The 14296-nt window shown below is 67.1% G+C and carries 13 protein-coding genes; 10 read left to right on the plus strand and 3 right to left on the minus strand.

The features are described from left to right. Positions 1-225: 225 nt before the first annotated feature. From cpaB to IM733_RS22400, 8 genes are read left to right on the plus strand one after another with little or no spacing between them, the layout of a single operon-like run. Positions 226-1170, plus strand: coding sequence for a Flp pilus assembly protein CpaB (cpaB, locus tag IM733_RS22365; protein ID WP_248918508.1), 945 nt, complete (start codon positions 226-228; stop codon positions 1168-1170). Positions 1171-1188: 18 nt separating this feature from the next. Continuing rightward, positions 1189-2463, plus strand: coding sequence for a type II and III secretion system protein family protein (locus IM733_RS22370; RefSeq protein ID WP_248918509.1), 1275 nt, complete (start codon positions 1189-1191; stop codon positions 2461-2463). Next, positions 2460-3650, plus strand: a complete 1191-nt coding sequence (locus IM733_RS22375; protein WP_248918510.1) for a pilus assembly protein — start codon at positions 2460-2462, stop codon at positions 3648-3650. Before IM733_RS22370 ends, IM733_RS22375 begins: the two co-directional genes overlap by 4 nt. Then, positions 3647-4903 carry a CpaF family protein gene (locus IM733_RS22380; RefSeq protein WP_248918511.1) on the plus strand — a complete coding sequence of 419 codons (1257 nt, stop codon included), beginning with the start codon at positions 3647-3649 and terminating at the stop codon, positions 4901-4903. Before IM733_RS22375 ends, IM733_RS22380 begins: the two co-directional genes overlap by 4 nt. Further along, on the plus strand, positions 4900-5781 hold the full coding sequence (locus IM733_RS22385; protein ID WP_248921220.1) for a type II secretion system F family protein: 882 nt from the start codon (positions 4900-4902) through the stop codon (positions 5779-5781). The genes IM733_RS22380 and IM733_RS22385 overlap by 4 nt, the downstream gene beginning before the upstream one ends. Before the next feature lie 2 nt (positions 5782-5783). Beyond that, the gene (locus IM733_RS22390) at positions 5784-6671 is read left to right on the plus strand and encodes a type II secretion system F family protein (RefSeq protein ID WP_011532019.1); all 888 of its coding nucleotides are present in this window, start codon (positions 5784-5786) and stop codon (positions 6669-6671) included. Between the two features lie 11 nt (positions 6672-6682). Then, entirely contained in the window at positions 6683-7384 is a 702-nt protein-coding gene (locus IM733_RS22395; RefSeq protein WP_248918512.1) for a tetratricopeptide repeat protein, read from the plus strand. 12 nt (positions 7385-7396) lie between these two features. Then, on the plus strand, positions 7397-7657 hold the full coding sequence (locus IM733_RS22400) for a DUF3613 domain-containing protein (RefSeq protein ID WP_248918513.1): 261 nt from the start codon (positions 7397-7399) through the stop codon (positions 7655-7657). 97 nt (positions 7658-7754) lie between these two features. Here IM733_RS22400 and IM733_RS22405 read toward each other — a convergent pair whose 3' ends face one another. After that, a complete protein-coding gene (locus tag IM733_RS22405; protein WP_248921221.1) occupies positions 7755-8504 on the minus strand; it encodes a response regulator transcription factor in 750 nt (249 codons plus the stop codon). Positions 8505-8649: 145 nt separating this feature from the next. Then, complete coding sequence (locus tag IM733_RS22410) at positions 8650-9120, minus strand: A24 family peptidase (RefSeq protein WP_011532023.1); 471 nt, start codon at positions 9118-9120, stop codon at positions 8650-8652. Between the two features lie 75 nt (positions 9121-9195). Here IM733_RS22410 and IM733_RS22415 point away from each other — a divergent pair, with 75 nt between their 5' ends. Both IM733_RS22415 and IM733_RS22420 read left to right on the plus strand, forming a co-directional pair. Continuing rightward, positions 9196-9639, plus strand: a complete 444-nt coding sequence (locus IM733_RS22415; protein WP_248918514.1) for a TadE/TadG family type IV pilus assembly protein — start codon at positions 9196-9198, stop codon at positions 9637-9639. Next, entirely contained in the window at positions 9636-12272 is a 2637-nt protein-coding gene (locus tag IM733_RS22420) for a PAS domain-containing sensor histidine kinase (protein WP_248918515.1), read from the plus strand. The genes IM733_RS22415 and IM733_RS22420 overlap by 4 nt, the downstream gene beginning before the upstream one ends. On the opposite strand, the gene IM733_RS22425 is transcribed toward IM733_RS22420, so the two are convergent. Next, positions 12257-14209 carry a pilus assembly protein TadG-related protein gene (locus IM733_RS22425; RefSeq protein WP_248918516.1) on the minus strand — a complete coding sequence of 651 codons (1953 nt, stop codon included), beginning with the start codon at positions 14207-14209 and terminating at the stop codon, positions 12257-12259. The two genes, IM733_RS22420 and IM733_RS22425, sit on opposite strands and share 16 nt — an antisense overlap. Between the last annotated feature and the right edge of the window lie 87 nt (positions 14210-14296).

The following is a 14296-nucleotide window of genomic DNA, read 5'->3' on the forward strand; positions in this document are numbered from 1 at the left end:
CATCACAGAATCGTCAAGCCATGGCCGGCTGCAAATGTAAGAAGGCATTAATCCAAAAGTATTGTTCACAATCGGCGAGGCTAAGTTTCTGTTTTGCCTGTGCGTCAATTTCATGGCTCGAAAAACGCCGACCAGTTAATGGCGAATCGGCAGGGCTCGGCTACCGTGCAATAGCGAAATAGTTACTTTTTGCCAGCATCGATCACGGGCGCAGGGAGGGCGGGAATGAGCAGTCGCTTGACCATGATCCTGGCTGGCCTGTTCTTCCTCGCGGCATTGCTGGCGGGGTACTGGGGGCTGCGCCTGAGCCGCCCGCCCGAGCCGCCTGCACCGTTGGTGCCCGCCGCCGATGCCCTGCCAGCGCCGACGCCCGTCGTCGTACCCGCGCAACCGCCAGAGCCGCCACGCTCGCCCATTGTGGTGTTGCGCAAGGCGGTGCCGGCCAATGTGCCGCTGACCGAGGACGATGTGCTGGTCGAGCGCCTGCAGGTCGTGCCTGCGGGTGCGTTCCAGCAGCTCGACCAGGTGCTCGGGCGCCGCAGTTCGCGGCCGTTGGCGGCCGGCAGTTGGCTCGATGAGTCGAGTTTCCAGGCCGGTGGCCCATTGGCGCGGATGATCCGCGCCCACGAGCGTGCCGTCGCGGTGGCGGTGGATGACGTGAGTGGCGCCGCTGGGCAGCTGCGGCCGGGGGATTACGTCGATGTGCTGTTGTTCCTGCGCGAGGAGAACAACAACCCGCAGTCCTCGGCCCAGGTGGTGTTGCCGGCCTTGCGCGTGCTCAGCGTCGACCAACAGACGGGCCTGGCCAACGATGGCCGCCCGGCACAGACCGCCGAGGAGCAGAAAGCCCGCCGCGACCAGCAATCGCTGAACAGCAACGCCACCCGCACCGTCGGCCTGGCCGTGCCCGAGGCCCTGGCCAGCCGCCTGATGCTGGCCGCCCAGGCCGGCACTCTGCGCCTGGCGGTGCGCAGCGCCGACGAACAATTGCTTGCGCGCTACTGGTCCGGCGAAGACGCCAGCCCCCAGCTGGCCGCCGCCAACCGTGACCTCTTCCGCTTCAGCCAGCTGTCCCAGGTGCCGTTGGCCAACCCGGCCGCCGCAGGCGCGCCCGGCATGCAGATCATTCGTGGCGCCCAGGCGGCCAACGACCTGAACAAGACCCCCTGACCAGGCAAGGATGCAGCTATGCGTAGTTCCGTGCAGGTTTCCAAATGGCTGTGCCTGGCTTTGCCTCTGCTGATGCCGCAGGCACTGGCGATGGCCAAGGGCTGCGCGGCGTTCGACCAGATGCCCACGGTGATCGAGATGGACCAGGGCCTGCAGCAGGAATTGCGCCTGCCCGTGGCCATCACCCGGGCGGCGGTGGGTGAGCCGAAGGTGGCCGATGTCCAGGCCAGCGGCGACCGCGCGGTGTTGCTGACCGGGGTGGGGCAGGGCAACACCAGCCTGATGCTGTGGACCGACTGTGCGCCGAAGCCGCACCGGGCCATGGTGTTCATCAAAGGCCGGGCCAGCGCCGACATGGCCGAGGTGGAAGTGCCCGCTACCGAGCAGGCACCGCTGCCGACTCAGGTGCAGGCCGATATCCGCTTCGTCGAGGTACGCCGGCTCAAGTACAAGGAGGCCGGGGCCAAGTTGTTCTTCAAAGGCTCCAACAACAGCCTGTTCGGCTCGCCCGGCACGGTGCCCAATACTGTGGTCCGGCCCGGTTACGTGCCGGGCATCCAGACCGGCACCAACCCGGTGACCTACGCCGACGTGCGCCCCGGCATCCCCCTCGACAACGGTGTCTTCAACATCGTCTGGGGCGGCGGCAGCAGCCGCTTCCTGGCGATGATCAATGCCCTGGAGAACAGCGGCTTCGCCTACACCCTCGCACGCCCCAGCCTGACCGTGCTCAGTGGCCTGACCGCCAGCTTCCTGGCCGGCGGCGAGATTCCCATCCCGGTACCCAGCAGTGGCAGTGACAACGTCTCGATCGAATACAAGGAATTTGGCGTGCGCCTGGCCTTGACCCCCACCGTGGTCAGCGGCAACCGCATCAACCTGAAGGTGGCGCCGGAGGTCAGCGAGCTGGACTACAACAATGCGGTGGTGATCGCCGGCACTCGGGTGCCGGGCCTGAGCGTGCGCCGCACCGACACCAGCATCACCCTCGCCGATGGCGAGAGCTTCATCATCAGCGGCCTGATCACCAGCAACGTGCGTTCAGGCGTGGACAAGATGCCTGGGCTGGGCAACCTGCCGATCATCGGCGCGTTCTTTCGCCAGACGGCGCTCAACCGCGAAGAGACCGAACTGCTGATGATTGTCACCCCGCACCTGGTCCAGCCGCTGGCGGTCAATGCCAAGCTGCCGGAATTGCCGGGCGAAGGGCTGCGCACCTACGACCCCAGCTGGGGCCACCTGTTCTTCATGGAAAACGGCAGCTTCGATGGCCGTGGCGGGTTGTCGCGATGAACGAGAGCCTGAACCAGACCTACCTCGCGCTGACCCGCAACGAGGACGACCTGCACTGGCTGCAAGGCGCGCTGGCGCCACTGGGGCAGGTGATCGGCGCCAGCAACGGCAGCCTCGACGAGTTGCTGGCGCTGGTCGACATGACGTTCAGCAACCTGGTGTTCATCGGCCTGGACCGCGAGCAACTGGTCAGCCAGTGCGCACTGATCGAGGGCATGCTCGAGGCCAAGCCGATGCTGGCCATCGTCGCCCTGGGCGACGGCATGGACAACCAGCTGGTGTTGCATGCCATGCGCGCCGGTGCCCGCGACTTCGTCGCCTACGGCTCGCGGGCCAGTGAGGTGGCCGGGTTGGTACGACGCCTGGGCAAGCGCCTGCCTGCGGTGGCCAGCAACCCCAGCCTGGGTGGCCTGACCGTGCTCTACGGGGCCCAGCGCAGCGCCGATGGCGCGCTGCTGACCACCCACCTGGCGCGGGTGGTGCAGGACAGCGGCCAGCAGACCTTGCTGCTCGACCTCGGGCTGCCCCGCGCGGACAGCCTGGCGCTGCTGGGGCTGGAGGCGTCGTTCCACTTCGGTGATTCACTGCGCCACCTGCGTCGGCTCGACGCGACCCTGATCGACAGCGCTTTCACCCGAGACAAAGGTGGGCTGCGCATCCTCGCCTACGCCGACAACGACGACGCCCTCGAGCAGACCAGCGCCGCCGAGCTGTACATGCTGCTCAGCGCCTTGCGCCAGCATTTCCAGCACATCGTGGTGAACCTCACCGGGCAGGCCGACAGCGAAGCCCTGCGCACCATCGTCAGCCACTGCGACAAGCTGATCTTCTACACCGACCAGAACATCCTCGATTGCCGGCGCAACCTGGAGGTGCTCGAGCAATGGCGTGACCGGGGCATCAAGCTGGAGCACGCCAGCCTGTTGGTCGATCGCTTCCTGCGCCATGTGGCGCCGGACGCCGAGACCCTGGCCAGGCGCTACGGGCTGCCGCTGCTCAAGGTCATGCCCTACAGCCCGGAGGTGCGCCTCAACGCCAAGAACCAGGGGCTGAGCCTGTTCGAACTGGCCCCGCGTGAAAGCCTGACCCAGGCCCTGCGCGGGCTCGGCGAACGCCTGGCGCAGCGCTCCGAGAACCTGGCCGCGCCCAGCCACCCATGGCTGCGGCGCCTGTGGGGTAGCCGATGAGCAGCGAAGAACCCTTTGGCGGGCCACGCCACGCGGCCAGCGACCCGCAGGTGCTCAAGCGCGCGCTGCACCGCCATGTGATCGACGCCATCGAGGACAGTGGCCGCAACCTGCTGGAGGGCGCGCGCCCGGTGCTTTCGCAGTTTGTCCTCGAACAGGTCGGCGACTATGTCGCACGCCTGCGCCTGGCCCTGTCGCGTTACGAGATGGAGCGCCTGGGCGAAGAGATCGTCGACGAGCTGACCGGCTACGGCCCGCTGGAAGTGCTGCTGCGCGACCCGAGTGTCACCGAGATCCTGGTCAACGGGCCGTACCGGGTGTTCGTCGAGCGCGGCGGCCTGTTGCAGCAGACCGACCTGCGCTTCATCGATGCCCACCATGTGGAGCGGGTGATGCAGCGCATCCTCGCGCCGCTGGGGCGGCGCCTGGACGAGTCCTCGCCGATGGTCGATGCGCGCATGCCCGACGGCAGCCGGGTCAATGCGATCATTCCCCCGGTGGCGCTGGACGGGCCGTGCCTGTCGATCCGCAAGTTCCGCCAGGACATGCTCAAGAGTGCCGACCTGCTGGCCACCCGGGCCATCGACCAGGCGATCTTCGACTTTCTCGAACGCGCCGTGGGCCGGCGTTGCAACATCCTCGTCAGCGGTGGCACCGGCACCGGCAAGACCACGATGCTCAACATCCTCAGCCAAATGATCGCGCCCCAGGAACGCCTGGTGACCATCGAAGATGTGGCCGAGCTGCAGATGCACCACCCCCATGTGGTGCGCCTGGAGACCCGCCCGCCGAACGCCGAGGGCCATGGCGAGATCAAGGCCAGCGAGCTGATCCGCAACGCCCTGCGCATGCGCCCCGACCGGATCATCCTCGGCGAGATCCGTGGCGCCGAAGTGGTCGATGTGCTCACCGCGATGAACACCGGCCACGACGGCTCGATGAGCACCGTGCATGCCAACAGCGCGCAGGACGCCCTGCTGCGTCTTGAGACCCTGGTCGGCCTGACCGGCCGCCAGGTGGCCGAGAAGACCCTGCGGCAGATGATCTGCGCGGCGCTGGACGTGGTGATTCAGTTGACCCGCCTGGCCGATGGCCGGCGCTGCGTGAGCGAAGTGCTGGAAGTGGTCGGGGTGCGTGACGACGTCTACGTCACCAGTACGCTGTTCCGCCTCGACCGGCGCAGTGGCGATGGTTTCCTGCGCGACGCGCCGCACCCTTCGGGGGCCAAGCTGCGCCACGAGGGGATCCTCTGATGGGGCCGATGCTGCTGGCCCTGACGCCGCTGTGCCTGGGCATGGCGCTGCTGATGTTTCGCCTGGGCCTGCACAAACGGGGCGAGGAGCGCATCCTCCTGCGCCTGGGGCGGGCCTATCGCTCGGTGCGCCTGGGCAGTGCCCGGCGCGACTGGCTCGACCCGCTGCTGCAGCGGGCGGGCCTGGCCCATGGCGAATTTTCCCCGCGCAACTGGCTGCTGGCCTGGGTCGGGCTGACCTTGCTGGCGGGGCTGGCCGCGGGCTGGGTGGCGGCGTTGATGACGCTGCTCGGCCTGCCCCTGCTGGGTTACTTCTACCTGAGCTGGCGCTGCCGCCGCCAACTGCGCCAGATCATCGAGCAACTGCCGGGCCTGCTCGACCACAGCGTGCGCAGCCTCAAGGCTGGGCGCACGCTCAGCGACGCGGTGCTCGGCGGCATCGAGGCCACCCGCGAGCCGCTGCGTTCGGCGATGCTGCGGGTGCGCCGCAATGTGCAGCTGGGTGTGCCGCTGGACGATGCGGTCAGCGAACTGGCCGAGCTCTACGGCCAGGACGAGTTGCGCATGTTCGCACTGGGCCTGCGCATCAACCAGCGCCATGGCGGCAATGCCAGCGAGCTGATGGAGAACCTGATCAAGCTGATCCGCGAGCACGAGCAGGGCGACCGCCAACTGCGGGCGATGACCGGCGAGACGCGCATCACCGCGTGGATCCTCGGTGCCTTGCCCTTGGGCATGGTCGGCTACTTCCTGTTCGCCAACCCCGGTTACCTGATGGCCATGTGGCGCGACAGCCACGGGCAGATGATGCTGCTGTTCGCCTTTGCCCTGCAGGCCGTCGGTTGCCTGGTGCTGTGGCGCATGATGAGGAGCCTCTGACCATGGCCTTGATGCTCAGCGCGCTGTGCCTGTTCGCCGGTTTCGTGCTGTTGGCGCTGCAACTGGCCTGGCAGTGGCGGGCGCGGCAGCGGGTCGCAAGGCGCCTGCAAGGGCGCATGGCCCGTGACGAGCGCCTGGGCGACTGGTTGCAGTGGCTGGGCAGCAGCCCGCTGGGGCGGCGCCTGCAGCGGCTGGATGGCGAAACCCAGGCACTGCTCGACCGCCTCGGCTGGCGGCGCAGCCGGCAGCGTGCGCTGTTCGCCGCCGTGCAACTGGGGTTGCCGTTGCTGGCGATGATTGTGGTGCTGGTGATGGTGCATGGCCTGCCGGGGGAGCGGCGCGGGCATTGGGTCGTGCTGGTGCTGTGCGCGCTGGGCGCCGGCTACCTGCTGCCCAAGCGCCTGCTGGCGGCTGCAGCGGCGCGCCGGCAGCGGCGGATTGCCCGGGAGGTGAGCGTGCTGATCCCCTTGCTGCGCATCCTCTTCGAAACCGGGCTGGCGGTGGAGCAGGCCCTGCGCGTGCTGGCCCAGGAAGGGCGCAGCCTGGTACCGAACATCAGCGACGAACTGCGCCTGGTGTTGCAGCGGGTCGACTCGGGCCTGGCCCTGGGCCCGGAGCTGGAGAAGAGCGCGCGCCTGCTGGCGGTGGACGAACTGATCGACACCTGCGTGATCCTTCAGCAATTGCTGGTGCAGGGCAGCGGCTCGATGAAGTCGCTGCTGGCGCTCAAGGAGCTGCTCGACGACCGGCGCCTGACCGGTTTGCAGGAGCGGGTGTCGAAGATGTCGGCGAAGATGTCGGCGGTGATGATGGTGTTCCTGTTCCCGGCCTTGCTCATCGTCCTGGCCGGGCCGGGTTTTTCCGCCTTGGCGCGGGCATTGGGGTCCTGAGGGGGAGACGGATGAGAGCGATCATGGTGTTCACCGGCCTGTTGCTGCTGACAGGGTGTGCCGGGCAGCAGCCGGACAGCCTGGCGCGGTTGTTCGGTGGCGGCGCGTGCGGCAAGCCCGATGCCGACCAGCAACTGAGCCTGGACATGGCCGACCAGATGATCGACGAGGGCCGACCCCATGCCGGGCTGGCGCATCTGGAGCAGTTGCCCGACACGCTGGAAGCGGTGCGCCTGCGCAAGGCCAAGGTGCTGCGCCAACTGGGCCGCAGTGACGCCGAGCCGCTGTACCGCAGCCTGCTGGGCGGTTGCCTGGCGGCCGAGGGCGAGCATGGCCTGGGCCAGCTGGCCTCGGCGCGGGGCGACGATGTGCAGGCCCTGCGCCACTTGCAGCGCGCGGCGCGCCTGGCGCCCACCGACGAGAAGGTGCGCAACGACCTGGGGGTGGTGCAGATGAACCTGGGGCATCACGAGGAGGCTCGCTTCGAGCTGCTCACGGCCATCGAACTGAAGGATGACAACCCGCTGCCGGCGCTCAATCTGGTGACCTTGGCGCTGGTGCAGGACAACTGGCGCCAGGCCGAGGACCTGGTGAACCGGCTGCGCCTGGGACCCGCGCAATTCGCCGAGGCCCAGGCGCGGGCGCAGCAGATCAGATCCACCGGGCGCGGGCCGCTGGCCAGCACGGCGCCGTCCACGTCGTCGCTCAATTGATAGGAGGTGACCATGTGCAAACCCTGGATCGTCCTGGCCTGCCTCGCCCTGTCGCAGACCAGTTGGGCGCAGGAGCCGCCTCGGCAGCCACGTCCGCAGACCGCCACGGAAGCGTTGTTGCAAGTGCAGGCGAGCAACCGTCAGGGGTCACGGATACCCCAGGTGCAGACCGACAAGGAGCGCGACCAGGCGATGCAGCGCTGGCTGGACAGCTACAAGTACGCGATCCCGGACTTCTACCGCTGGACCAAGGTCAATTCCTCCAACAACTGACGGCGCGGTACTTGTAGGCGCCAGCCTTGCTGGTGAACCGCTGCCCACACCGGACTACCGTGTGGAGCCGTTCGCCAGCAAGGCTGGCTCCTACAGCTCAGTGGGTGGTGAACCGCTGGTGCACCGGCGACGAGCGTGGCGTGAGGGCCAGGGCCAGTTGCGTGCGGTTGTGCATGTGGGTCAGGCGCAGCACCTGCGAGACATAAAGCTTCACGGTGTTTTCGGTAATGCCCAACTCGCAGGCGATCTGGTAGTTGGTCTTGCCCTTGCTCACCAGCTTGGCCACCTCCAGCTGGCGCGGTGACAGCTTCTCGAACGCCGGTGGCAGCTCCGCCTCGCCCTCGTCGGTGTCGCCGGCACGGCGGTGGGTGCCCTGGCCGCGGGCTTTTTCCAGGTCCTGGTAGAGATCGTCGATGGACTCGGCCAGCTCCTGCAGGCGTTGATTCAGGCTGCCCAGCTCACGGAAGTTGCGACGCCGCTCCAACAGCGCATGCTCCTGACGGCGCACGCCTTCGAGCAGTTCGTCCAGGTCCATGGGCTTTTGGTAATAATCTGCAAAACCTTCGCGCAAGGCGCGGATCACGTCCTGCTTGTCAGCCCGCCCGGTCAGCATGATCGCCTCGAACATGCGCTGCGGCCCGGTCATCTGTTTCAGCGCACGGACCAGCTCGATGCCATCGCGGTCAGGCATGTGCAGGTCGCAAAGGATCAGGCCGATGGCTTCGTCGGCCTTGTAGCATTCGATGGCCTCGGCCGTGGAATGGGCGGCGATGCAGCGATATCCCTCGCTTTCGAGAAACTCGCATAACTCTTCAACGATCAATGGCTGGTCATCGACAACCAGCATCTTCACCTCACTGATGGTTTTGCTCACGTTCAACTCCCTGTGAATGCGGCCCTGCTCCCGGGCCAAACGCTCTGGCAGGAAGAAAAGTAGTCGCACTTTGCAATTATGTATATGGACTGTAGACCGGTTCCGACCGCTGGGCCGATTATTGGATCCACACGGCGGTGAGCAGGAAGCCCGCCAGCACATAAGGCGCAAAGGGCTGCTTGTCGCCGACCTCTTCGGCGAGTTTCTGCAGGCGTTTCTTCACTTTGGGGTTGAGCAGGGTCCATAACCGGCGCCTGCCGAACATCCACGCCAGCACGGTGATCCCGGCACCGATGAATGTGCCGAGCACGTACTGCGGGCTGGTGGCCAGGGCCAGGGCGCCCATCAACTTGACGTCGCCGGCACCAAAGCGGCCAAGCATGTAGCCGGGCAAGGTGAGCAGCATGACGATGGCCAGGGCCCAGCCGGCCTCGCTGGCGTCGGCGCCGATCCAACTGTGGCCGGTGGCGAACAGCCAGGCCAGGGCGCAGCCCGCGACACCCAGGGTGAGGGTGTTGGAAATCTGCCGTTCACGGACATCTTGTTCAGTACACAAGGCAAGCCACATCAGGAGAACAATGCTTTGCATTGGCAGAATGCCATCCCTATTCGTTGAACGGTTCTATGCTGTCAGACAGGTCTCACAGTCAGGGTAGACGCGATCATGAAAGCAAGCCCGGCGGGACGGCAAAAAGGCGCGGCAGCCATCGAGTTTGTCGCGGTATTCATGGTGTTTTTCGCGGTGTTCTACGGTTTGGTGAGCTACACCCTGCCAATGCTGATGCTGCAGTCGTTCAACCAGGCCAGCAGCGAGGCAGTGCGCCGCTGTGTGGCGGTGGACCCGAGCAGCCAGACCTACGAGCTGGACGTGCAGGGCCTGGCGCGCCAGGTGATCGGCCAGCAGCTGGCGTGGATGCCCAATGCGCTCGGCTTCAACCTGCTCACCGATACGCGGGTCAGCGTGGGCACCGACAAGGTGCTGACCGTGGTCATCGACTACCCGCGTGCACGCTTGAACCGTGTGCTGCCGAGCCTGGTGCTGCCGGTGGTCGGCGAGGTGCCCAAGCTGCCCGACCGGCTGCAGGCCCAGGCGAGCCTCCAGCTATGAGTGGTGGTCTGTTCGACCGCTGGCGCGCGGCGCCACCCCCTGTCGTCGAACCACAAGCCTTGCCAGCGGTGGGCCTGCAACTGTTGCTCGATGAGCAGGCCCAGGTCTTGCGCCTGGCCGGGCCGTTGCGCACCTTGCTGGCCTTGCCGGGGCGACCGGGCGCACGCCTGCATGACTACCTGCAACGGCATAGCTGGCTGGTGATCGAGGGCGAGCCCGGCGACTGGCAAGGGCAGCCCCTCGACCTTGATTTCAACACCGTTGTAGGTCACGCACTGCACACCCGCGGTTGGCTGCAGCGTCACGGGCAGGCCTGGTTGCTGCAACTGTTCGATATCGGCGATTTGTTGCGTGAACAGCGCTGGGATCGCCAGCGGCCACTGCTGGGCGAGATCGGCCACGCACTACGCGAATGTGGCGCACAGCGTCTGGCGCAGACCGCCAGCGCGCAATTGCAGGTACTGGCCGAGCACTGGCAGGCGGCGTCGCTGCGCCTGATGTTGCGCGAACCGAATGGCTGGCGCCATTACGCCAGCAGTGACAGCACATGGCCTTGGCCGCAGGACAGCCGCCTGCAGGCCCGATTGGACAGCTTGCCAGCAGCCACCCTGCTTGACGTGAAGGACGATGTGGAACTCCAGGCGTTGTGTGGCGGCGCTTCATTGCTTCTGCTGCCCTACCGCCAGGGGCAGGATGCCGAAGCCTGGTTGCTGTGCGCCGGCGCCACGCAGGTGCCGGAGGCCGACATGGCACTGGCGTTGGTCCGGACCCTGGTCGAGCCGCTGCTGGCCCGCTTGTGGCGCCAGCAGTGGCAGCAGCAGTCCACGCACCTCGACGAACTGCAGCGGCAGTTGGGGGCGGGGTGGTGGGAATGGCCGGCACAGGGGGATCTGCAACTGGATCCGGCATTGGCCCAGGCGCTTGCCCTGCCGCACCAGGCCAGCCTTGGGCAATGGCTGGCCCGCCTGCACCCGGCTGACCGCGAACCCGCGCAGCTTGCGCTGGCACAGGCCCGCGAAGGGCACGCGCTGAATTTGAGCCTGCGCTTGCTGGACGACGGAGCCCTGGAAACCCCGCGCTGGTGGCAGTGGGTGGGCCAGCCGCAGGGGCAGCGGCTGCATGGCTTCCTGCTCGACATCAGCGCGCTCAAGACCCAGGAGCAGCAGGCCGGGATGGCCCGCGCCCGTCTGGAAAACCTGATCGCCAGTTCCCCCGCGGTGATCTATGTGCAGCGCTACGCCGAGGGCGCGTTGCACAGCGACTTCTTCAGCGCCAGCCTGGCACCGCTGCTGGGCTGGGACGTGGACAGCGAGCTGGCGCGCCAGCCGGGCCTGGCCGTACACCCGGATGACCGCCCGTTGTGGTTGGCCCGCACCCGCAGCCTGTTGCGCGACGGCCAGGTGCGCTGCCGCTACCGGCTGCGCGATCAGCTCGGCGGCTATCACTGGATGCTCGACGAGGCCCGGCTGCTGCGCGACGAGCTTGGCCAGCCGGTGGAAGTGGTGGGGTTGTGGCTGGATGTCAGCGAGGCGACCGAGGCCGCCGAGCGCATGCGCCAGAGCGAGGAACGCTACCGCGTGCTGGTGGAGGACTCGCCGGCGATGATCTGCCGCTATCGCCCGGACCTGACCCTGGTGTTCGGCAACCGACCATTGGCCGACTACCTGCAATGCGCGCCGGATCAGCTGTTGGGCGCCAACCTGGGCCAGTGGTTGTCCGATGCCCAGCGTGAAGCCTTTCACGAGCGCCTGCGGGCATTGACCCCGGAGCAGCCCCTGAGCAGCGCGGAAATCTGCTTGCAACTGCCGGGCCGCGAACATGCCTGGTGGGTGTGGGCCGACCGTGGCCTGTTCGACGCGCAGGGCCAGTTGTTGGAGATCCAGGCCGTGGGCCGCGACAACACCGAACTGCGGCGTAGCCAGCAGCAGTTGCTGCAGGGCGCCAAGATGGCCACCCTCGGCGAGCTGGCCACCGGCCTGGTGCACGAGATCAACCAGCCGCTCAATGTGATGCGCATGGCGGTGGTGAACGCCCTCAAGCGCCTGGAGATCGGCACGGCGGAACCGGCCTACCTGGAGGACAAGCTGCGCCGCATCGAGGCCCAGGTCGACCGCGCCTCGCGCCTGGTCGAGCACATGCGGGTGTATGGCCGGCGCTCGGCGCTTGATCCTGTGCCGTTCACCGCCTGGAGCGCGGTGGAGGGCGCTCGTGCGCTGCTGGACGAGGGCCTGCGTGGCAAGGGCGTGGACCTGGCTATCGAGCCGCCAGCGTTGCGGCCCCAGGTGCTTGGGCAGCAGGATCAGCTTGAGCAGGTGCTGATCAACCTGGTGGTCAATGCCCGCGATGCCTTGCTCGAACAGGGGCGCGCGGGCGCCTGGATCCGGGTGCGTCAGCAGCAGATGGGCGAGCACCTGTGCCTGCTGGTCGAAGACAACGGTGGCGGTATCGACCCGCAGTTGCACGAGCGCATCTTCGAACCGTTCTTCACCACCAAGCCAGCGGGCGTCGGTACCGGCCTGGGGTTGTCGGTCAGCCATGGCATCGTCAGCCAGATGGGGGGGCGCCTGACTGTGGCCAACAGTGCCGAAGGCGCGTGCTTTCGTATCGAGCTGCCGCTTTACAGCACCAACTGAGCGTGGCCGCTGGAACAGCTCAGATTGGCGCCGACCTCGGCATTGGCCAGGTCGATGCCCAGCGTCTTGAGCAGGCCATTGACCAGTGGGTCGAGCACCGGGCTGAGCAGGTTGCGGATCAGCGGCTCGAGGATGTTCTTCACGCCGTCCAGCAGCCCGGCGGTTAGCACCAGCACTTGGCCCAGCCCGCTGTTGGCGGTCGGCCGGTAGGCCTCCAGGCGGATGCCGGCGAGGGTGTCGGACAGGCTGGAGACGACCTGGGCCTGGTCGCTGTCCATGGGCTGGTAGGTGGGCGGTTGGCCGATGTCGGTGGGGGCGAAGGCGTCGGCGAACACCAGGGGCTTCTCCGTGGGGTTGTTGCCCAGCAGCTTGCTGTCCACTCGCAAGCCGATGCCGCCCCCGGCGAAAGGCACCCGGGTGCCGCACGAGGGTGGCAGGATCAGCAGGCGGCTGCAGACGTTGGTGCCGATGTCGATCAACGGCAGGGCCTTGACCACGGTGGTGCCCTGGTTGAGGAAGTCGGCCGGGGTATCGAACTTGCCCACCGCGATCCTCGCCGCCGAGCGCTGGGTGAGGGTAGTCAGGCTCTTGGGCGAGCAGGTGTAGTTGTCCGGCGGTGCCGGGCGCAGGCGGCTGGTGGCTTCAGCCACCTCCACACCGATATCGATATGGACCTTGTCTTCCAGCAGCTTGATGTCGCTGACCTTGCACGGCACACCCAAGGCGCAGGTCACCGATTCCAAGGTGCCCAGCAGGTTCAGGCTGAGCAGGTTGTTGAGTACGTTGGTCAGCGGCGCGGCCAGGTCCAGCACGGCGTTGGCCAGGCCGGCAATGCCATTGAGCAGGGGCAAGTCGAGGGACACCAGGGCCCGCACCTGGGCGGTATGCACGCGCAGTTCATCGGTGCGCGGGTCGCCAATGGCGGAAAGTTGCTGCGGTTCGATCACCCGCACCTGCACCCGGCCACTGGCCACGCCCAGCAGGCTGATCGGCAGGTCGGCGTTGACCGCGCGTTCCTTGGCCGACAGCTGGATCACGCCCTGCACCAGTTGCAACAGCTGGATGCTCGCATCCAGGCCGGCCTGGGCCGTGCCGTTCTGCAGGTCCAGCAAGTCGCCCAGTTGCAGGCCGGTGATCGGCAGGTCGAGGGCGAGCTTGCCCAGGTTGGTGACCACATCGGCGGCGGCGCCACCTTGTTGCAATACTTTGACCGCCGCTTGCAGCAAGGTCGTGGCGCTGGTGTCGAGGCTGAGTAGCTTCTGGTAGTCGCCCACTTCGACATTCAGGTCGATGGCCAACTGGTCGAGGTAGTGCAGCAGGTTGAGCTGGGTGTTGGCGATGCCCTGCCAGCCCAGCAGGTCGAGCTGCAACGTACCGCCCAGCGCCTTGGTCAGCGCGTTGAGCAGCGAACCCTGATTGGCGTTGACGGTGGCCAGGCTGCTGCGAATGCTCAGCATCGCCAGGGGGGGCATGGGGCTGGCGGCCACCGCGCTGGCATGCAGGGTGGTGGTGCGCGGCACGGTGTTGCCCTGGACCATGGCGAACACCCCGGCGGCGACGCTGGTGACCACCACATGGCTGACCTCGACCTTGATCGCCTCGTTGCGGGTGTTGTCGGCGACGAAGCGGCGCAGGTTGTCATTGCCGGTGCGCAGGTAGCCGCAACTGGCGATCAGCGGGTCGGTGACGGCCAGGCCGTTGCGGGTGGCGGCTGTGCGCGCCAGGGCGAAGGCCTGCGGGCCGCTGCCGTTGCAGTTGGCCGAGTGCTCGGCCGCTTCCAGCGCTGCCATGTCGGCGATGCGCTGGAGCTTGCGTTGTTCGAGGTAGAGACGGCCGCTGTCGACCGACAGCAGCATGAACAGCAGGGCCAGGCCCATGGTCAGCGCGGCCATCAGGCCGATAGCGCCCTGCTGGCGGGCAGCGGAACGAGGAACCACGGGCACTCCTTTGCCGGCCTTCGGCCCGGCAGCGCGGCGGCGGTCAAAGGAGTGTAGCCAAGGTGATGGCAAGTTGCCTTGCTCTGG

The organism is Pseudomonas entomophila (assembly GCF_023277925.1).
Taxonomy (GTDB): Bacteria; Pseudomonadota; Gammaproteobacteria; order Pseudomonadales; family Pseudomonadaceae; genus Aquipseudomonas; species Aquipseudomonas entomophila_D.

Excerpts from the sequence above, each read along its gene's own strand:
- cpaB (WP_248918508.1), top strand. The coding sequence starts at position 226 with ATGAGCAGTCGCTTGACCATGATCCTGGCTGGCCTGTTCTTCCTCGCG.
- IM733_RS22370 (WP_248918509.1), top strand. The coding sequence starts at position 1,189 with ATGCGTAGTTCCGTGCAGGTTTCCAAATGGCTGTGCCTGGCTTTGCCT.
- IM733_RS22375 (WP_248918510.1), top strand. The coding sequence starts at position 2,460 with ATGAACGAGAGCCTGAACCAGACCTACCTCGCGCTGACCCGCAACGAG.
- IM733_RS22380 (WP_248918511.1), top strand. The coding sequence starts at position 3,647 with ATGAGCAGCGAAGAACCCTTTGGCGGGCCACGCCACGCGGCCAGCGAC.
- IM733_RS22390 (WP_011532019.1), top strand. The coding sequence starts at position 5,784 with ATGGCCTTGATGCTCAGCGCGCTGTGCCTGTTCGCCGGTTTCGTGCTG.
- IM733_RS22395 (WP_248918512.1), top strand. The coding sequence starts at position 6,683 with ATGAGAGCGATCATGGTGTTCACCGGCCTGTTGCTGCTGACAGGGTGT.
- IM733_RS22400 (WP_248918513.1), top strand. The coding sequence starts at position 7,397 with ATGTGCAAACCCTGGATCGTCCTGGCCTGCCTCGCCCTGTCGCAGACC.
- IM733_RS22405 (WP_248921221.1), bottom strand. The coding sequence starts at position 8,504 with ATGCTGGTTGTCGATGACCAGCCATTGATCGTTGAAGAGTTATGCGAG.
- IM733_RS22410 (WP_011532023.1), bottom strand. The coding sequence starts at position 9,120 with ATGCAAAGCATTGTTCTCCTGATGTGGCTTGCCTTGTGTACTGAACAA.
- IM733_RS22415 (WP_248918514.1), top strand. The coding sequence starts at position 9,196 with ATGAAAGCAAGCCCGGCGGGACGGCAAAAAGGCGCGGCAGCCATCGAG.
- IM733_RS22420 (WP_248918515.1), top strand. The coding sequence starts at position 9,636 with ATGAGTGGTGGTCTGTTCGACCGCTGGCGCGCGGCGCCACCCCCTGTC.